The following is an 18,116-nucleotide window of genomic DNA, read 5'->3' on the forward strand; positions in this document are numbered from 1 at the left end:
GCCTCGGCAAAGGCCTCGGCGATCTGCTTTTCGGTCTCACCGACCCATTTCGAAAGCAGATCCGACGCGCGCTTGACGATCAGCGGGCGATCGAGCGCGCGGGCGAGGTGATGCGCCATCGCGGTCTTGCCGGTGCCGGGCGGTCCGGTGAGCAGCAGCGACACGTCGGGGGTATCGCTCGCGCGCATCGCGTCGAACAGGGGACTGAGTGCGCGATCGGTCTCGAACAGGTCGAGATCGAGCGCGCCGGGGCCATCGAGCGGCAATTCGCCACCGCGCAGCGCCCGCACCAGCGCGGTCGCCGCGCCGACGCCACCGTCCACCTCGTCCGCCAACCGAGCCCCGCGCGCGGCCACGCGCAGCACCGAAGCCGTCTCCGGCGCGCCGTCGATCAGGCGCGCGAAGCCGTCACCCGGAGTCACGCCCTCATCGCGTGCGATCCGGTCGAGCATCCGGAGCGCCGCCCTGCGCGGCGGCGGCGACAGCTTCAGCACGAAGCTCATCCGCCTGAGGATCGCATCGTCGATGTTGCCGATGGCGTTGGTCGTCCAGATCACCGGCACGGCATTGGCCTCCAGGATGCGGTTGACGAAGACCTTGCTGCCCTCGCGCTTCGCGAACCAGTCGCCTTCGGAGCGCTGGCTGTCGCCGATGAAATCCTCCATCTCGTCGAACAGCAAAACCGCGCCGCCGGAGGGTCCGAGCAAGCGCTGGGCGAGCCGCAGCGCGCCGACGCGCTCCTTGCGGGTCGGCTCGTTGTCGTCCTCGTCGGCTTCCGCGACACCGCGCATCTCGACCCCCGCCGTCGCAGACAGCGTGCGGGCAAACTCGGTCTTGCCGGTGCCGGGCGGGCCGTGGATCAGGATTTTGATGCCGGGCGCGCGCTCGCGAATCGCGCCGCGCAGCAAACGCACGAGGAAATCGGCGTCGGCGACGTGGGCGAAATCGTCCAGCGTCAGCGCCGCCTGCTGGCGCGCACCGACGAGCGCGTCGATCATCTCCGCACCCGAAGCCGGTGCGCGGTCGAGCAGGCGTTCCAGCGGCCAGCGGATGTCGACCTCGACCACGCCCTGCCAGTCGGCCACGAAGCTGACCAGCCCGAGGCGCAGCACGGGGCTTTGCCGCACGACGCGTTCGGCATCCTGCGGGTCGGCACCGGCTAGGACGCCGAGCAAGGTCGGCAGATCGCGACCCTGACGCGAGACTAGTTCGGCAAGCGAGCGGACACGCTGGAGCCGGTCGCACGCCACCATCAGCGTGAGCAACGCCGCGTCGACCGGCCCGAGCCCGAGCAGGCGCGCGAGTTCCGCCGCGAGGCTCAACGCCTGCGGCTTTGTGGTATCTTCCAGCCGTGCATGTTCGAGGCCGGCGAGCAGCGTGTCCCAGCCGAAATCCTCGCCGGGCGCAGCCGCGACCAGCCAGTCGGCATGGGGTTGCGCCCATTCCGAGATCGCCTTCGCGATTCCTGCGGTCGCGGGTACGCCGCGACCGATCCGGAGCAATATGCTCCGGACGATTTGATGTTCGTTCATGATGTCCCACCGGCCTCGACCGGACGCGCCGAAACACGCCCGTCAGGCTCTTTCGAATGTCAGATGTTTCGAGAGCGCGGCCGCGGATCATTCCGCCCGGCCGCAGCGCCGTGGGACGCTTACGAGAAGGGCTGGTAACCGGCGGGCACGACGCCCCGAATGTCGGTAATCACCAGCAATACATATCTCCGTGTCGACTCCATAATAGCGTCGCGGCGGCGCCTCTAACCGAAAAACGCCGCCGCGACAACTAGCTGACCGTAACGAGGTTGGACTCGCCCTGCCGTACCTCGAACGTCGTGCGGCGTCCGGTGAACCGCTCGATGATGTCCGCCGCCGTCAGGCTGTGCTGACTGAGCTTCACCGTGGTGAAGCTACCCCCACCCGCGAGCGCGAACGGCAGCAGCAGCTGGTCGGCCAGGTACGGCCCCGCGAACGCATCGGTCGCGAGGAAGCCGGCCATGCGGTGCGCCGCCGTCTTCGCGAGCGATTCCGCCGACACGCCGAGCTTGCCGAAGCCGGTGACGATCTCCGTCACGTGCTCGAACTGCGCCTCCAGCAGCAGCGCGTTCCCCGGCCCCTGTTCGGCGGGAAGCTCGCGCACGGCGAACGCCTCCTCCGGCCAGTCGGGCAGGAACTTCCGCGCAGTCTTGAGTTCACGGTCGGCGATGTCGAACGCCAGCGCCGCGAACAGCGCGGTCGCCGACACCGATTGCAGCGGGCCGCGATCAAGGCACTCGATCGGCACGAGTTTTCCGGGCACGATATCGACCTCGATCCGGCCGCCGCCGCGCGGGTAAAAGCCGTGCCGCGTCAGCCGCATGTCGATCTGCGCGCCCATGCGCCGCACGACCGGCACGAACACCTTCGCCATGAACTCGAACGGCGGCGCGAGCATGTTGTGCGTGCCGCCCTCCAGCACGAGCCGCGACGGCGCGTCCGCGAGCAGCAACGGCAGCAGCAACGTCTGGAACACCAGCCCGGTGCTGCCGGCCGTCCCGACCGCGAAACGATAGTCGCCGGGCGTGACACGACCCGGCGTGAAGGTGATTTCGGACGAGCCGACCGCAATGCCTTCGGCGTGTGCCCCGCCGACCGCGAGCGCGGCTTCGATCGCGGTGACGTGCTGGCGCATCAAGCCCGGCTTCGAACGCTTGCCTCGGACATTGGTGATGCGGAACGGTTGGCCGGTGACGAGCGACAATGCGCACGCATTGCGTACGATCTGCCCCCCGCCTTCGCCTTCCGATCCGTCGATGATAATCATGATATGTCTCTTATGAGTGGCGGTGCGCGCCAAGGGCGCTAGCCCTTGACGCACACCACCTGCTTCAGCGTGTGGACGATCTCCACGAGGTCCGCCTGCGCGGCCATCACGGCCTCGATCGGCTTGTAGGCCTTCGGCGTCTCGTCGATCACGCCCTCGTCCTTGCGGCATTCGACGCCGGCCGTGTCGGCGATATGCTCGTCGAGCGTCACCAGCTTCTTGGCGGCGGTCCGGCTCATCACCCGACCGGCCCCGTGCGAGCAGCTGTCGAACGATTCCGGATTGCCCAGCCCGCGCACGATGAACGACTTTGCGCCCATCGAGCCCGGGATGATGCCCATCACGCCCTTGGCGGCGCGGACGGCGCCCTTGCGGGTGACGAGCACGTTCTGCCCGAAATGGTTCTCGCGTTGGACATAGTTGTGGTGGCAATTCACCGCCTCCATCTCCGCGTCGAACGGCTTTGCGAGCTGGCCCCGCAGCGCAGCGATGACGTTGGTCATCATCATGCGCCGGTTGAGCGCCGCAAAGTCCTGCGCCCAGCCGACCGCCTCGACATAATCGTCGAAATGGTCGGTCCCTTCCGGGAAGTACGCCAGATCCTCATCGGGGAGGTTGATGTACCACTTGCGCATGTCCTGCTTGGCCAGTTCGATGAAGAACGTGCCGATCGCATTGCCTACGCCGCGCGAACCCGAGTGCAGCATCACCCACACCCGCTGCTCCTCATCGAGACACAGCTCGATGAAGTGATTGCCGGTGCCGAGCGTCCCCAGATGCATGAGGTTGTTCGTGTTCTTGAGCCGCGGATGCTTGTCGCACAGCCGCTCGAAGCGCTGCACGAGCGTCGCCCAGGCATCGACGATTGCCGGCGGGGGCGAACCCCAGGAGCCGGTGTCGCGCTTGCCGCGCCCGACCGAGCGGCCGTGCGGGACAGCCTGCTCGATCGCCGAGCGGATCGCTTCCAGATTGTCCGTAAGATCGCTCGCCACGAGCGAGGTGCGCGCCGCCATCATGCCGCAGCCGATGTCGACCCCCACTGCCGCCGGGATCACCGCGCCCTTGGTCGGGATCACCGAACCCACTGTCGCGCCGATGCCGACATGAACGTCAGGCATTGCCGCCACGTGCTTGAACACGAACGGCATCTGCGCCGCGCGCATGAGCTGGGCGCGCGCGCCGTCTTCGACCGACACGCCACGCGTCCACATCTTGATCGGCACGCCGCCCTGGACGTGCTGGTAATCGAACAGTGCTTCGGTCATCGCGACCTCCCTTGAATAGTCATGGTGCCGGCGACGAGATTTGGCGAGACATCCCGGAATTGCTTCCGGTGCGGGCTTGAACCGCTCGGCCTTTCAGCCTTTCCCAATGTAGTCTCGCCAGCATTCGCCGGCTTGAGTTTGGCGCTGGCGACGAGGTCAGGCGGGACATCTCCGGATTGCTCCGGGGCGGATTCGAACCGCTCGGCCTTTGAAGCCTTTACCGATGTAGTCCCGCCAGCATTCGCCAGCATGAATTCGGTCATGGCGACCAGGTTTCGACAGACTTCGTACGGCGCAAGCGCCGTTCCCTGTGCGACCGTTACACCACGGACCGACAGGACGGTCCGGCGGGATTCGAACCCGCATCTGGGGCGTGGAAGGCATGTAGTCCGTCAGGCATTCGCCATGGTGATCGTGATCAGGGCGACGAGGTTGTGGAGGACGATTTGTGCTCTATCCAACTGAGCTACCCGCTTGCGCGAGGCGGGACTCGAACCCGCGACACCATGTAGTCCTGCCGGCATTCGCCGTGATCTGAAAATGGCGGGCCGTGGCGACGAGGGATGACGAGAACGTCCTTTGAGCTACGGCTGCAACCGGGGGCCTCGAACCCCATCTCCCGATCACTCGGGCGCTCTACTCTGGACTTTCGGGTTTCCCCTTGGAGCAATGTAATCCCGTCGGCATTCGCCACGGCCCAATTCTTATACCTCTACCTCCTTGATGATCTCGACCCAGTCTCGCGTTTCGCCAGCGGCGAAGCGCGCCATCGTGTCGAACACGGCGTCGGAGAACCCTCCGACATTCAGGATGTCCGCCCGGCTCCGCGCCTGCGTCGTCCCGTACGGCTGGATGTCGAGGCAGACGAGCTTCGCCCCGGGGTTCCGGGTCTTCAGCTTGTTCCACTCCGCCATCGTCGCCGTCGAACCACGCCGGCCGGCATCGACCCAGGACTCGTTGTCCGAGACGATGACGACCAGATCGACCTTGGCACGTTCCGCATTCAGCATCGCCAGCGGTGCCGAGACGTTCGTCCCGCCACCCCCGACCGCCGCCAGCTTCGCCGCATTAACGGCGACACGGGCATTGGCCGCGAGCTTCAGTTTCACGACCGCCTGCTCGAACGGCAGCAAGCGCGCATCCCGGTTGGTCCGCAGCATCCCCGCCGCGACCAGCGCCGCGACATCGATGCACCGCACCTTCGACGAGGCACCCTTGCGGTAGCCCGTCGCCGGCGAACGCATCGACCCCGACACGTCGGGGCAGACGACAATCCGGCCCGGCACCGAAGGCACCCGCCCGAGCGACTGCTCGAGCGCATCCTCCAGCGCCGCTTGAACCTTGAGCGGCACGCCATCCCCGGCCTGACCGAGCGCCACCATCAACTGATAGGGCATCGGCCGGACCTTCGCGATCGCTTGCGGCTCGGCGAGCCGTGCGGCAACCGCTTCGGTGACCCCCGCCACGTCGAACGCGCCGTTGCGCGCCAACGTGTTGAGGTTCATCCGCAGCGCCTGCCACCCGATCCGCGTCGACAGCACCGCCCAATCTTCCACACTCAGCGGAAAGGCGGTGAGCCACTCGAACGGCACCGGCGGCAGCGGGAGCGACCGATCAGCCTTCCACGCCTCGAACGCGGCGATCTCGGCAGGCAGCGCGGCGACGTCGTACGGACGCCCGATCAGCCAGCCGTAGAACGCCTTGCGCGCGGCATCGGCGGGCCTGGGGTGAACCATGCGGACCACGTCCGCGAGGCTCGGGTCCTTGCCCGTCGCCGCCGCCATCAGCTGCGGCATGCTCGCCTGCTCCAGCCAGCGCTGCACCAGCCGCTTCGGCCGCGAGCCGAGCGACGTCCGCCCGACCTGCCCGGAGCGCATAATCTGCACGAAGTTGCGCAGCATACGCCCGTTGTCGATCACGCGGTTGAACACCGCCACCGCTAGATCGGGATCGGCGACCGTGAGGTACGCCGCCAGCAACGCCGGCATGTCCTTCATCGCCCCCGAGCGCCGAGCGTAGATCGCGGCCTGCGCCACGAAATACGGATCGACCGCCTTCGCGGCATCCAGCAAGTCGGCAAGCTGCGTCTCCGCAGCACCATAGAAGGTATCCGACAGCGTTCCTGTCGCGGCAAGCTGCGCGAGTTTGGCCTCCGGCCCATAGGCGTAGGCCGGCGCTCCCTCGCGGTTCACAGTGTCGGTACGCGGCAGCAACCTGGCCACGGCCGAAGCGAAAAGTCCCTTGTTGGCCATCGTCCAACTCCTCGAAATCCTGACCGTTCGGGGGCGGCAGGCCCATTCCAGCCGCCCCTTGTCCGGTCCGCTATCGAGAAGGCCGAAATATCGCCTCGCTCGATGCCGGATACCTCGCAGGAGGCGTGCCAGTTTCGGTGGAGACGAAGGAGATATCTAACAAGTATCTGTAATATATGATCTATTCATCTATCTATGTCGGCTGCGGCTTACTGTTCCTGACGCAGCGTCTCAAAAATTGGTATCGATTTGGATACGAGTTTATCCTATGGGATAAGCATGAAACCGCTCACGGTCATCGGATTCCTTGGCTCAACGCTCGATGCCAGCAAGTTCGGCCCGTCGCGCTGGAACAAGTGGCGCCCCAGTGTCGGCCTCACCATGCACGAGGATCTGCGAGTCGACCGCTTCCTCCTGATCCACGGCAGCCCCCATCGCCGCCTCGCAGACTATGTCGCCGAGGATATCGCGTCCGTCTCCCCGGAAACGACGGTGGAGATGCGCCTGCTCGACTTCCGCGATCCGTGGGATTTCGAAGAGGTGTACGGCAAGCTGCTCGATTTCGCGCGCGCCGAGCCGTTCGATCCCGAAGTCGAGGACTATCTCGTCCACATCACCACCGGCACGCACGTCGCGCAGATCTGCCTCTTCCTGCTGACCGAGGCGCGCTACCTCCCGGGACGTCTGCTCCAGACGCAGCCGGAACGCGGTTCGGCCAATCCCGCCGGCATCTGGAACACGATCGACCTCGATCTCTCGCGCTACGACAGCATCGCCACGCGCTTCGCCGCCGCCAGCGCGGAGAGCACATCCTTTCTCAAGTCGGGCATCGACACCCGCAACGCCGCCTTCAATCGCATGATCGACGAGATCGAGCGGGTGGCGCTTCGATCGAAAGCGCCGATCCTGCTGATGGGACCGACAGGCGCGGGCAAGAGCCTGCTCGCGCGGCGGATCTATGAGCTCAAGAAGCTGAAACATCAGGTCGCCGGCCCGTTCGTCGAAGTGAACTGCGCGACACTGAAGGGCGATGGCGCGATGTCAGCGCTGTTCGGTCACCGCAAGGGTGCCTTCACCGGCGCGGTCGCCGACCGGCCCGGGCTGCTGCGCGCCGCCGACAAGGGCATGCTGTTCCTGGACGAGATCGGAGAGCTCGGCCTCGACGAACAGGCGATGATCCTGCGCGCTATCGAGGACAAACGGTTCCTGCCGGTCGGGTCGGACAAGGAGGCGGCATCCGAGTTCCAGCTGATCGCCGGCACCAACCGCGATCTTGGCGAAGCAGTCGCGGCGGGGCGTTTCCGCGACGATCTCTACGCGCGCCTGAACCTGTGGACCTTTGCGCTGCCCGGCCTCGCCGACCGCCGCGAGGATATCGAGCCCAACCTCGACTACGAACTCGACCGCTTCGCCGAACGCGAGGGCGACCGGGCGAGCTTCAACAAGGAGGCGCGCCAACGATATCTCGCCTTCGCGTGCCAGCCCGATGCACGCTGGCCCGGCAACTTCCGCGACCTCGCCGCGAGCGTTACGCGCATGGCGACGCTGTCGCCCAAAGGCCGGATCGACCTGGACTGCGTCGAGGCGGAGATCTTGCGCCTGAAGCGCCTCTGGTCAGGGCAGGCTGACGACGGCGCAGACCTGCTTTCGGACGTCCTCGCTGCCGATGCGCTCGCCGAGATCGACCCGTTCGACCGCGTTCAGCTTATCGAGACGATCCGCGTCTGCCGAAACAGCCGCTCGCTGTCCGAAGCCGGCCGCGTGCTGTTTGCGGCCTCCCGCGCGCGCCGGAGCAGTTCGAACGATGCCGATCGGCTGCGGAAGTATCTGGCGCGGTTTGGGCTGGAGTGGACAAGCGTCGCCTTACGCTAGCTCACCTCTTGGTGTCTGCATTCAGGATCGACCGGACACAGCCAGAATGACTGATTGTAGAGCGCGAAGCTGACGAAGGACCGACTCTCCATTTGGGCGGCCTCACTCGCCATGCTTAGGGGCAAGGCATATTGCACAGACGGACGAATGTTCGGTCGGCATATCGTCACCTTCAGAAAATCCGACTAGTAGGCAGCGTGCGGAAGGACGATCGTCGCGGCGATCCTCCAGCCGATTTCACGTCATTGATCGATCAGCGAATAGCTCGTGCTCCGACCGCCCCCGTCGTCGCGCTGAAGGATACCCTTCGTCACGAGGTCCTGAATGTCACGTAGCGATGTGTCATTCGACGTCTTGGTCAGTTTTGCCCATTTCGAGCTCGTGAGCTTGCCTTCGAAATCATCCAGCAGCCGATTGATCACCCCGCGCTGACGCTCGTTGATCAGGGTATTACGGTGCAGGTCCCAAAAACGATCCTTGGTCAGGACCGACGCCAATGTCTGCTCCGACCCTTCGAAAGCGCTACCAAGGCAGTCGAGAAACCAGTCGAGCCATGCGGACACATCAAGATCGGATTTCTGGGTGCGTTCTAGCAGATCATAATAGGCGCGGCGCTCCGCCCTGATCTGACTCGACATGCTGTAAAAGCGCTGCGCGGTATTCTCCGAGCGCGCCAGGACCAGGTCAGCGATGGCCCGCGCGATCCGACCGTTGCCGTCTTCAAACGGGTGGATTGTAACGAACCACAGATGAGCGATGCCCGCTTTCAGCACCGGATCGATGTCCTGCTTGTGCTCGAACCAGCGAAGGAAGGCGGCCATCTCATCGTCTAGCGCGACGGCAGGCGGCGCCTGAAAGTGGACCTTCTCGTGACCAATCGGCCCTGACACGACCTGCATGGGGCCATTATCGTCGGTGCGCCACGTGCCTACCGTTATCGGCGTCATCCCGCTGCGGCCCGTGGGAAACATGGCCGCATGCCACGCGAAAAGCCGTTCTGCGGTTAAGGGCTGCGCATGGTTCTGCGTCGCATCGAGCATCATTTCGACGACACCCTCGACGTGACGGTCGGAAGGAATGAGCCCCGCGATATTCATTCCGAGGCGCCTCGCAATCGAGGATCGAACCTGGCCCTTGTCCAGATGCTCGCCCTCGATCTCGCTGGATTTGATGACGGTTTCGGTAAGTGTCGCGAGAGCCGCTTCACTGCGCGTATCGAAGCCAAGCGCGCTCATTCGGCCAAGGAGCAGTCCCTGACGGTGGCGAACGGCAGCGAGCTTCGTGGCCAGCGCCTCGCCATTCCATTCGAAGTTAGGCCAGTTTTCACGTTCGTAGATATACATCATATTCACCGCAGCCTTTGCGGCGAATGTAGCGGGCACAATATTCGTGACAAGGCATATTCTCCGCAAAATGTGCGGCGAATGGCTAGGTTATTCGCCGCACGACGTCACAAACTTTTTGTGAGGCCCGCCACTGCGGCTAAATAAGTACCTAGTGCGTGTGCATGCCAACGTGCCGTCAACCGACCATCGGGCCTGACCAGCTAAATGAACTCCGGAAAAATCTCTTCCACTGCGGTTTGAAGATTATCTGCGCCGGGCAATAGGTGATGATGGTCGAGCAGGCGCTTGATCATCGACGCCCGGTATGGGCCGATACCCTGAATGACGCCAAGACCTGCGCGCGCCGGATCGATACTGCGATCCGCCAGATCACCGAGGGTGACGAACCCCGCCGATTGCAGGATGCTGCGGAGCCCCGGAGGAAGGACCGTCTGCGAAATCGGAAAATCGCGGAAGGTCGCATTCGGCGTCTGCGATCTCAAACGGGTGTGCGCCGCCTTTTCCCGCTTGAGGGTGCGGCGGATGTGAGAAAGCTGCCCTGAGCTAAGCCCCAGCCTACGGCCGATCTGACGATAGCTATGCCCGCAAGCCCGCAGTTGGCGCGCGTCTTCCAGATTCGCCGTAGCGAGTTGCGAAGGGCTCAACATCGCCCGGCTATAATCGAAACAAAGCCCATGGCGTCGATCACCCGGCGGCTCACACCAACAAGACTGCACGCCCGACGCTCGCTCAGGCCGTGATGCTCACGGACATGCGCGACGGCTTCCCGCTTGGCGCCGGGCGTTACCATTTTTTTGAGGCCAGATCCTTCAGCACCACGTTGTCGAGCATCGCCTCCGCCAGCAGCTTCTTCAGCTTCGCGTTCTCGTCCTCCAGCGCCTTTAGACGCCGCGCCTCGGATACCTCCAAACCGCCGAACTTGGCCTTGTACTTGTAGAAGGGTAGCCCCGCTGATCCCGTGTCGACGGCATACCTCCGCCGTCGGCATCCCCGCCTCGTGCGCCTTTAAAATCGCGATGATCTGCTCTTCGCTGAACCTGCTGCTGCGCATCTTCGTCCGACTCCTTCGCGTCGGACTCTACTCAAAACCGGTCACATTTCAGGGGCGCTCGTCACGACCTATTTCCTATCGACCTACAATGCCGGTCACGTAGCCATTGGCGGTCGGTTCTCGGCAAGGGCTGCCATTCGAACTATCGCTTGGAAACGGCAGGTTTGTCCCAACGTCGGTCGTTCGGGGATCGCTTGCAACCGGATGAGCGAACGGCAGCTTTCAGCAGGCGCGAATGTATCTCTGAACGACCGATTATGGGGCGCTTAGCCGCAGTCATGCTCAGCCAAACAGATAACTGAAATCGCCAGCCTGCCGCCCAAAAATGAGTGACCATCTTTCTACGAATCACGCGAAGCCATCGTGACGGGATTCTATCGACCTCTATCGGGCCATATCTGCGTTGACCACCCGTCCACGAATGTGCCAGTGACCGGCCCGTCAAAGGCCCAACTTTAAAACCAAGTGTAAAATCACCTTCGGTTCACGAGTTGAGTCCTTGAAATGCGGGTGTAGCTCAATGGTAGAGCAGAAGCTTCCCAAGCTTACGACGAGGGTTCGATTCCCTTCACCCGCTCCAGCTCAGATCCCGCCCGCAACCACGCTCCGCCCGTCCGCCTCCAGCCGCGCGGTGAGGTCGGCGATGCAGGCGTCGGCCTGGGCGGCGTCGGTGCTGCGCACGACGAAGTTCGCGCCGGTCTTGCCCTCGCGGAAGAACGGGTAGCTGCCGATCGCCACGCCTTCGTGCGCGCGCTCGACCGCGCCGAGCAGATCGGCGACCTCGCTCTCGGCGACCCAGCAGCCGATCGTGCGCGACTGCACCGGCGCACCGCCTTCGATCGTGCCGGTCAGCGCGTCGAGCATGCCCGCCGTGATGTGCGGCACGCCCGCCATGATGAAGACGTTGGCGATGCGGATGCCCGGCGCCCCCGAATAGCGATTCTCGATCAGCCCCGCCCCCTCCGGCACGCGCGCCATGCGCAGCCGCGCGTCGGTGACGCCGCCGCGCGTCTCGTAATATTTCTCCAGCACCGCCACCGCCTGCGGGTGATGGACGACGCCAACGCCGAGCGCCTCGGCGATGGCATCGACAGTGATGTCGTCGTGCGTCGGGCCGATTCCCCCCGTCGTGAAGAGATAGTCGTTGCGGGCGCGCAGCGCGTTGACCGCCTCGACGATCGCCTCCGTCTTGTCGGGCACGATCCGCACCTCGACCAGGCGGATGCCCTGTACGTTGAGCCACGCCGCGATCTGCGCGACGTTCTTGTCCTGCGTGCGGCCCGACAGGATCTCGTCGCCGATCACCGCCAGCGCGGCCGTCCAGATGCGTGTCGTCATGACGGGAGGCCATAGCGGGTCCGTCCGATCTCGCCCAGACCGATCTCGCAAAGTCGGCCATCGTCAGCTATATGAACGGCATGACCGACTACATCACCGTCACCGCCGAAGCCGCCACCGGCCGCACCGGCGCGATCAAGCTCCACGGACCCGAAGCGTTCGAAGGGATGCGCCGTGCCGGCCGCGTCGCCGCGGAGACGCTCGACATGATCGTGCCGCACATGGTGCCCGGCGTGACGATGGCGGAGATCGACGATCTCGTGCGCCAGTTCACGCTCGACAACGGCGCGATCCCCGCGACGCTGGGCTACCGCGGCTATGCGCATTCGTGCTGCATCTCGATCAACCATGTCGTCTGCCACGGCATCCCGAGCGACAAGACGTTGAAATCGGGCGATATCGTAAACCTCGACGTGACGCCGATCGTCGATGGCTGGCATGGCGACACCAGCCGCATGTTCCTGATCGGCGACGTGCCGATCAAGGCGCGCAAGCTGGTCGATGTGACCTACGAATGCCTGATGCTCGGCATCGAACAGGCGAAGCCGGGCAATCACCTCGGCGATATCGGCCATGCGATCCAGACGCATGCCGAGCGGCACCGCTACGGCGTGGTGCGTGATTTCTGCGGGCACGGCGTCGGCCAGATGTTCCACGACGCGCCCGAGGTCGTCCACGTCGGGCGGCCGGGGACGGGCCCGGAGCTCCGGCCTGGCATGATCTTCACGATCGAGCCGATGATCAACATCGGGCGGCCGGACGTGAAGTTGCTGGATGACGGGTGGACGGCGGTGACGCGCGACCGGTCGCTCTCCGCGCAGTTCGAGCATTCGATCGGCATCACCGAGAACGGCTGCGAGATCTTCACCGCGAGCCCGAAGGGGCTGAACAACCCGCCCTATTGAACGCTCAGCGCGTCGGTTCGGTCGAGGACATCGGTTCGCCGGGCTTGTAGTCCGCTGGCGGCGCATAGTCGCGCTGGCGCAGGCCCTCGCGGCGTTCCGCGTCGGCGCGGGCGGCGATGACCTCGCGCATTACCCGCTCCTGATCGGAGATCGGATAGGCACCGGTGCCCGACGCCTGCCGCGCCTTTTCCATCTCTTGTTCCGCGCGCGACATCTCGATGGCCGCACGCCCCTCGCGCGAGCCGCCGATCAGCGCCACCGCCGTCACGCCCAGCACGAACGGGGCGGCCAGCACCGCCAGAATCATCACGAAGACCGTGATGCCGAGCACCTTGAGTATGTTCACGCCATCTTCTCCCGGCAGAGTGCGGACGCCAGGATAACGCGGCCTGCTTGCCGGCAGGTTAAAGGCCCCCCGCTGCCGCAAAATAGGGCACGAAGCGGATCGATGCGCGCGCGTTAGGCATTTGGTAAGGCATCAAGCGCGGCGATTCCCCGCCGCGCACTGTGGCTCGCCTGGCTGGCACGCTTGTTGTAAGGGTGCCTGACAGGCGTTCTGCCGAAATACGGGGGCAATTTGCGTGAAGAAGATCGAGGCGATCATCAAGCCGTTCAAGCTCGATGAAGTGAAGGAGGCGCTCCATGAAGTCGGCGTCTCGGGTATCACGGTCACGGAAGCGAAAGGCTTCGGTCGCCAGAAGGGCCATACCGAACTCTACCGCGGCGCGGAATATGTCGTCGATTTCCTGCCCAAGGTGAAGCTGGAGGTCGTCGTCGAGGACAGCCTGGCCGAGCGCGTGGTCGAGGCGATCGCCGCCGCCGCGCAGACCGGCCGCATCGGCGACGGCAAGATCTTCGTCATCCCCGTCGACACCGTGCTGCGCATCCGCACCGGCGAGCGCGACGCGGATGCCGTCTAAACGGCCGAAACGGGCAATTTGACGCACCGCAGCATAATGTGACAGTCAATCCCCCTCGGGGGTAACATGATTCTCCGGTTCGCCGGCGAGTGGCAATAAACGAAAGGGCATGGGGCTATGGCGAATTCGGCAAACGACATTCTGAAGATGATCAAGGACCAGGAGATCGAGTGGGTGGACGTCCGCTTCACCGATCCCAAGGGCGCCTGGCATCACCTGACGATGTGTTCTGCGGTGATCGGCGAGAAGGAACTCGAGGACGGCCTGATGTTCGACGGTTCGTCGATCGAGGGCTGGAAGGAGATCAACGAGTCCGACATGATCCTGAAGCCGGATCTGGACGCGGTCTATGTCGATCCGTTCTCGGCCACGCCGATGCTGATCCTGATCTGCGACATCGTCGAGCCCGAGGACGGCTCGCTCTACGTCCGCGATCCGCGCTCGACCGCCAAGCGCGCCGAGGCCTATCTGGCGCAGACCGGCCTGGGCGACACGATCTATGTCGGCCCCGAGCCCGAGTTCTTCATGTTCGACAGCGTCGAGTTCGATAACACCTACGCCTCGAGCTTCTACAAGATCGACGATGTCGAGCTGCCGACCAACACCGGCACCAGCTACGAGAGTGGCAACCTCGGCCACCGCCCGCGCGCCAAGGGCGGCTATTTCCCGGTCGGCCCGGTCGACGTCACCACCGACATCCGCGCCGAGATGGTGACGACGCTGATCGAGATGGGCCTGCCGATGGACAAGCACCATCACGAGGTCGCCGGCGGCCAGCACGAGTTGGGCCTCACCTTCGGCAAGCTGGTCGAGACGTGCGACCGCATCCAGATCTACAAGTACGTCGTGAAGATGGTCGCGCAGGCCTACGGCAAGACGGCGACGTTCATGCCCAAGCCGATCAAGGCCGACAACGGCAGCGGCATGCACACCCATATGTCGATCTGGAACAAGGGCGAGAACACCTTCGCGGGCAACGGCTATGCCGGTCTGTCGGACACCTGCCTGTACTTCATCGGCGGCGTCATCAAGCACGCCAAGGCGATCAACGCCTTCTCCAACCCGACCACCAACAGCTACAAGCGGCTGGTGCCGGGCTTCGAGGCGCCGGTGCTGCTCGCCTATTCGGCACGCAACCGTTCGGCATCGTGCCGCATCCCCTACGGTGCCGGCACCAAGGCGAAGCGCGTCGAGTTCCGCTTCCCCGATCCTCTCGCCAACTCGTACCTGTCGTGCTCGGCGCTGCTGATGGCGGGCATCGACGGCATCCAGAACAAGATCCATCCCGGCGAGGCGATGGACAAGAACCTGTACGACCTGCCGCCGGCCGAGCTGTCGCTCGTCCCGACCGTGGCGGGCTCGCTGCGCGAGGCGCTCGACGCGCTGGCGGCGGATCACGAGTTCCTGCTGAAGGGCGGCGTGTTCACGCAGGACCAGATCGACGCGTACATGGAGCTGAAGTGGCCGGAAGTGTACCGCTGGGAAATGGCCCCGAGCCCGGTCGAGTTCGATATGTACTATTCGTACTGAGGCGCGACCGCGTCGCGCCGGTGCGCGCAGCGCACAGGAGCTGTCGGCCGGCGCCCGCAGGGCGACCGACGAGTGTCAGGTAAACGATGCCCCGCATCGTTTACCTGACACTGGCTTTGCCCGCGGCGGGATTTGAAAAGGGCGTTCGGTTCATTCCGGGCGCCTTTTTCTACGCCCCCTCCCCGCCGAAATCCGCCCGCGCCAAAATAGAAGCGGAATCCCGGATCAAGCCCCGAGGTGACGGGTTGGTGTGGCGGCCGTTGCCGATCCTGCTGCCTTCCTTGCGCGGTCAGCCCCGCGCCGCTTGCAACGCGGGCGCATCCGCATCCGCGTCCGCGAGCAGCCAGTCCTCGGCCTCCGCCAGCGTCGGGAAGATTGCGGCGTTGTCGCGGATCATCAGGATGCGCTGGGTCTGCATCCGCGTGAGCGAGCTTGCGCGCACGACGGCGATCTTCTTCGCCTTCAGCGGCGAGTTCGCGACGATGTCCATGAAGGCGGCGACGACCTCCTGCGACTGGATGATCGCCCCTTCGGTATCGATCAGCAGCAGGAATTCACCCGATGCGCAGCCCATATCGCGCACGGCCTGCTGTTCCTGACGGGAAAATTCGGCGACCTCGCTCACGTTCATGAACCCCGACATGGTGGTGCGGACAATGGCGCGAGCCGAATCGACTTCGATGTAGAACATGACCTGTTTGATCCCGGGAAACCGTCGCAGCGAGGATAGTCCGGGCCGATTAATCGATGATTGCCGGAGCAGGCCCATTGCGACCAAAGTCTGATCCGCATCGTCGATTGGCTGCGGCACCTTCCGCTGGATAGCGCTGGCTGCTCGCGCGTTGGGTCTGCTCCACCTGCCGGAGTAGCGCGTATGACCCTCACCGCCCTTGCCCTCAATTGCACCCTCAAGGCGAAGGGGGACTCGTCGACCGACGCGATGATCGCCGTCCTGAGCGCGGCGTTCGCCGCCAGGGGCGTGAGCGTCACCGAAACGGTCCGCGTGGCGGCGTTCGACGTGAAACCGGGCGTCACCTCCGACGAGGGCGACGGCGACGACTGGCCCGCGATCCGCGCGAAGATCCTGGCGGCGGACATCCTGATCTTCGGCGGGCCCGTCTGGATGGGGCAGATCGGCAGCATCGCCAAGCGCGTGCTGGAGCGGATGGACGCCTTCCTCGACGAGACCGACGACAAGGGCCGGATGCCGAGCTATTCGAAGGTCGCGGTGGCGGCGATCGTCGGCAACGAGGACGGCGCGCATTTCTCGACCGCGCAGCTTTTCCAGTCGCTCAACGACACCGGCTGGACGATCCCGGCGGTGGGGGCGGTCTATTGGGTCGGCGAGGCGTATGGCGCGACCGACTTCAAGGATCTCGACCAGACGCCGGACAAGGTGAGCGAGGCGGCAGCGATGGTCGCGGCCAATGCCGCGCACCTTGCCGGGCTGTTGAAAGACGCGCCCTATCCGGGGTGAGATAATCGCCCTATCGTCGCGGACGATGCCCAAGCGCCCCTTTTCCAAGACCCCGGCCGGCCTGCCCACCCGAGAGCAGGTTCTCGACTTCATCACGTCATCGCCGACCCCCGCCGGCAAGCGCGAGATCGCGCGCGCCTTCGGGCTTTCCGCGCAGGACAAGATCGCGCTCAAGAAGCTGCTGAAGGACATGGCCGACGAGGGGCTGATCGACGGCGGGCCGGGGCGCGCCTTCCACAAGCTCGGCGGGTTGCCCAAGGTGACGGTGCTGCGCGTGGCGGACGTCGACGACGGCGGCAACGTGTGGGCGGTGCCCGAGAAATGGGACGCCGACGTCCCTGCCCCGCGCCTGCGCATCCGTGAGCGCAAGGGTGGTGCGCTCGGCGTCGGCGACCGTGTGCTGGCGCGGACGGAGGAGGCCGGGAACGGCTGGATCGCGCATCCGATGAAGACGCTGCCGCGCGGCGAGGAGCTGATCCTCGGCGTGCTGCGCGAGGAGGGCGGCAAGCTCTGGCTGCAGGGCGTCGAGAAGAAGGAGCGGCGCGAGTTCCAGGTGTCGGACGCGGGCGGCGGGCAGGTCGGCGATCTGGTGCTGGCGGAGAAGGCCGGGCGGCCGCCGCGCATCACCGCGCGCGTGACCGAGATTCTGGGCGATCCGTTCGCGCCGCGCAGCTTCTCGCTGATCGCGATCCACAAGCTCGGCATCCCGACGGTGTTCGCGCCCGAGGCCATCGAGGAGGCGCATAGGGTCGCGAAGCAGCCGCTGGGGGATGCCAAAGAAGGGGGGCGCGAGGATCTGCGTCACCTGCCGATCGTCGCGATCGACCCGGCCGATGCGCGCGACCATGACGATGCCGTCTGGGCCGCGCCCGACGACGACCCCGCCAACGAGGGCGGCTTCAAGGCGATCGTCGCGATCGCCGACGTGAGCTTCTACGTGCGGCCCGGCGCCGCGCTCGACAAGGAAGCGCGGCGGCGCGGCAATTCGGTCTACTTCCCGGACCGGGTGGTGCCGATGCTGCCCGAGGAATTGTCGGCGGATATCTGCTCGCTGAAGGAGGGCGTCGACCGGGCGGCGCTGGTCTGCCATCTGCAGGTCGGCAAGGGCGGCGCGCTGAAATCGTGGCGGTTCACGCGGGCGGTGATCCGGGTGGCGGCGAACATCGCGTATGAGGATGCGCAGGCGATCATGGACAATGAGCCCCTCCCCTTCAGGGGAGGGGTTGGGGTGGGGGAAGCCTCGCAGAGCGGTCTCTCGGCGAGACTCGGGGGGGCGCCCCCCCGGCCCCCCCCCGGGGGGGGGGGGGGGGGGGGGGGGGGGGGGGGGGCGGGGGGGGGGGGGGGGGGGGGGGGGGGGGGGG

General features: G+C 65.3%; 15 protein-coding genes, 1 tRNA gene and 1 pseudogene. 7 read left to right on the plus strand and 10 right to left on the minus strand.

Annotation, left to right across the window (positions count from 1 at the left end; all coding sequences use genetic code 11):
• From Q5H94_RS20235 to Q5H94_RS20250, 4 genes are all read right to left on the minus strand, one after another.
• Positions 1-1,532 (minus strand): AAA family ATPase (locus tag Q5H94_RS20235; RefSeq protein WP_304563075.1); only part of this gene is annotated, 1,532 nt, incomplete at its 3' end.
• A gap of 250 nt (positions 1,533-1,782) precedes the next feature.
• Entirely contained in the window at positions 1,783-2,799 is a 1,017-nt protein-coding gene (gene rtcA / locus Q5H94_RS20240) for an RNA 3'-terminal phosphate cyclase (RefSeq protein WP_304563076.1), read from the minus strand.
• Positions 2,800-2,837: 38 nt separating this feature from the next.
• Positions 2,838-4,064, minus strand: a complete 1,227-nt coding sequence (locus Q5H94_RS20245) for an RtcB family protein (protein ID WP_304563077.1) — start codon at positions 4,062-4,064, stop codon at positions 2,838-2,840.
• Positions 4,065-4,768: 704 nt separating this feature from the next.
• Positions 4,769-6,316, minus strand: coding sequence for a vWA domain-containing protein (locus tag Q5H94_RS20250; RefSeq protein ID WP_304563078.1), 1,548 nt, complete (start codon positions 6,314-6,316; stop codon positions 4,769-4,771).
• Positions 6,317-6,595: 279 nt separating this feature from the next.
• Between Q5H94_RS20250 and rtcR the strand changes: the two genes are divergently transcribed.
• The gene (gene rtcR / locus Q5H94_RS20255) at positions 6,596-8,188 is read left to right on the plus strand and encodes an RNA repair transcriptional activator RtcR (RefSeq protein ID WP_304563079.1); all 1,593 of its coding nucleotides are present in this window, start codon (positions 6,596-6,598) and stop codon (positions 8,186-8,188) included.
• 242 nt (positions 8,189-8,430) lie between these two features.
• Here rtcR and Q5H94_RS20260 read toward each other — a convergent pair whose 3' ends face one another.
• From Q5H94_RS20260 to Q5H94_RS20270, 3 genes and pseudogenes are all read right to left on the minus strand, one after another.
• Entirely contained in the window at positions 8,431-9,534 is a 1,104-nt protein-coding gene (locus tag Q5H94_RS20260; protein ID WP_304563080.1) for a Fic family protein, read from the minus strand.
• Positions 9,535-9,734: 200 nt separating this feature from the next.
• Positions 9,735-10,181, minus strand: a complete 447-nt coding sequence (locus Q5H94_RS20265) for a hypothetical protein (RefSeq protein ID WP_304563081.1) — start codon at positions 10,179-10,181, stop codon at positions 9,735-9,737.
• Positions 10,182-10,317: 136 nt separating this feature from the next.
• A pseudogene (locus Q5H94_RS20270) lies at positions 10,318-10,585 on the minus strand (transposase).
• Between the two features lie 506 nt (positions 10,586-11,091).
• Here Q5H94_RS20270 and Q5H94_RS20275 point away from each other — a divergent pair.
• Positions 11,092-11,165 (plus strand) — tRNA-Gly (locus Q5H94_RS20275).
• Between the two features lie 2 nt (positions 11,166-11,167).
• Here the strand turns inward: Q5H94_RS20275 and Q5H94_RS20280 are convergent.
• Positions 11,168-11,923 (minus strand): competence/damage-inducible protein A, encoded by a 756-nt coding sequence (locus Q5H94_RS20280; protein WP_304563082.1) that lies wholly within the window; start codon positions 11,921-11,923, stop codon positions 11,168-11,170.
• Positions 11,924-12,003: 80 nt separating this feature from the next.
• On the opposite strand from Q5H94_RS20280, the gene map reads away from it, so the two are divergent.
• On the plus strand, positions 12,004-12,828 hold the full coding sequence (gene map, locus Q5H94_RS20285) for a type I methionyl aminopeptidase (protein ID WP_304563083.1): 825 nt from the start codon (positions 12,004-12,006) through the stop codon (positions 12,826-12,828).
• Between the two features lie 4 nt (positions 12,829-12,832).
• Here map and Q5H94_RS20290 read toward each other — a convergent pair whose 3' ends face one another.
• Complete coding sequence (locus Q5H94_RS20290; protein WP_304563084.1) at positions 12,833-13,174, minus strand: hypothetical protein; 342 nt, start codon at positions 13,172-13,174, stop codon at positions 12,833-12,835.
• A gap of 235 nt (positions 13,175-13,409) precedes the next feature.
• Here Q5H94_RS20290 and Q5H94_RS20295 point away from each other — a divergent pair, with 235 nt between their 5' ends.
• Complete coding sequence (locus Q5H94_RS20295) at positions 13,410-13,748, plus strand: P-II family nitrogen regulator (protein ID WP_304563085.1); 339 nt, start codon at positions 13,410-13,412, stop codon at positions 13,746-13,748.
• 117 nt (positions 13,749-13,865) lie between these two features.
• Entirely contained in the window at positions 13,866-15,278 is a 1,413-nt protein-coding gene (gene glnA / locus Q5H94_RS20300; RefSeq protein WP_304563086.1) for a type I glutamate--ammonia ligase, read from the plus strand.
• Positions 15,279-15,567: 289 nt separating this feature from the next.
• Here glnA and Q5H94_RS20305 read toward each other — a convergent pair whose 3' ends face one another.
• Positions 15,568-16,047, minus strand: coding sequence for a hypothetical protein (locus tag Q5H94_RS20305; protein WP_304563087.1), 480 nt, complete (start codon positions 16,045-16,047; stop codon positions 15,568-15,570).
• 105 nt (positions 16,048-16,152) lie between these two features.
• On the opposite strand from Q5H94_RS20305, the gene Q5H94_RS20310 reads away from it, so the two are divergent.
• Both Q5H94_RS20310 and Q5H94_RS20315 read left to right on the plus strand, forming a co-directional pair.
• The gene (locus tag Q5H94_RS20310) at positions 16,153-16,755 is read left to right on the plus strand and encodes a flavodoxin family protein (protein WP_304563088.1); all 603 of its coding nucleotides are present in this window, start codon (positions 16,153-16,155) and stop codon (positions 16,753-16,755) included.
• 25 nt (positions 16,756-16,780) lie between these two features.
• Positions 16,781-18,116: RNB domain-containing ribonuclease (locus tag Q5H94_RS20315; RefSeq protein ID WP_304563089.1), on the plus strand; the 1,336-nt coding region annotated here is incomplete at its 3' end.

The organism is Sphingomonas immobilis (assembly GCF_030580995.1).
GTDB classification, from domain to species: Bacteria; Pseudomonadota; Alphaproteobacteria; order Sphingomonadales; family Sphingomonadaceae; genus Sphingomonas; species Sphingomonas immobilis.

Bases quoted from the DNA above. Each gene is read 5' to 3' on its own strand.
- rtcA (WP_304563076.1), bottom strand. From the start codon at position 2,799: ATGATTATCATCGACGGATCGGAAGGCGAAGGCGGGGGGCAGATCGTA.
- Q5H94_RS20245 (WP_304563077.1), bottom strand. From the start codon at position 4,064: ATGACCGAAGCACTGTTCGATTACCAGCACGTCCAGGGCGGCGTGCCG.
- Q5H94_RS20250 (WP_304563078.1), bottom strand. From the start codon at position 6,316: ATGGCCAACAAGGGACTTTTCGCTTCGGCCGTGGCCAGGTTGCTGCCG.
- rtcR (WP_304563079.1), top strand. From the start codon at position 6,596: ATGAAACCGCTCACGGTCATCGGATTCCTTGGCTCAACGCTCGATGCC.
- Q5H94_RS20260 (WP_304563080.1), bottom strand. From the start codon at position 9,534: ATGATGTATATCTACGAACGTGAAAACTGGCCTAACTTCGAATGGAAT.
- Q5H94_RS20265 (WP_304563081.1), bottom strand. From the start codon at position 10,181: ATGTTGAGCCCTTCGCAACTCGCTACGGCGAATCTGGAAGACGCGCGC.
- Q5H94_RS20280 (WP_304563082.1), bottom strand. From the start codon at position 11,923: ATGACGACACGCATCTGGACGGCCGCGCTGGCGGTGATCGGCGACGAG.
- map (WP_304563083.1), top strand. From the start codon at position 12,004: ATGACCGACTACATCACCGTCACCGCCGAAGCCGCCACCGGCCGCACC.
- glnA (WP_304563086.1), top strand. From the start codon at position 13,866: ATGGCGAATTCGGCAAACGACATTCTGAAGATGATCAAGGACCAGGAG.
- Q5H94_RS20305 (WP_304563087.1), bottom strand. From the start codon at position 16,047: ATGGGCCTGCTCCGGCAATCATCGATTAATCGGCCCGGACTATCCTCG.
- Q5H94_RS20310 (WP_304563088.1), top strand. From the start codon at position 16,153: ATGACCCTCACCGCCCTTGCCCTCAATTGCACCCTCAAGGCGAAGGGG.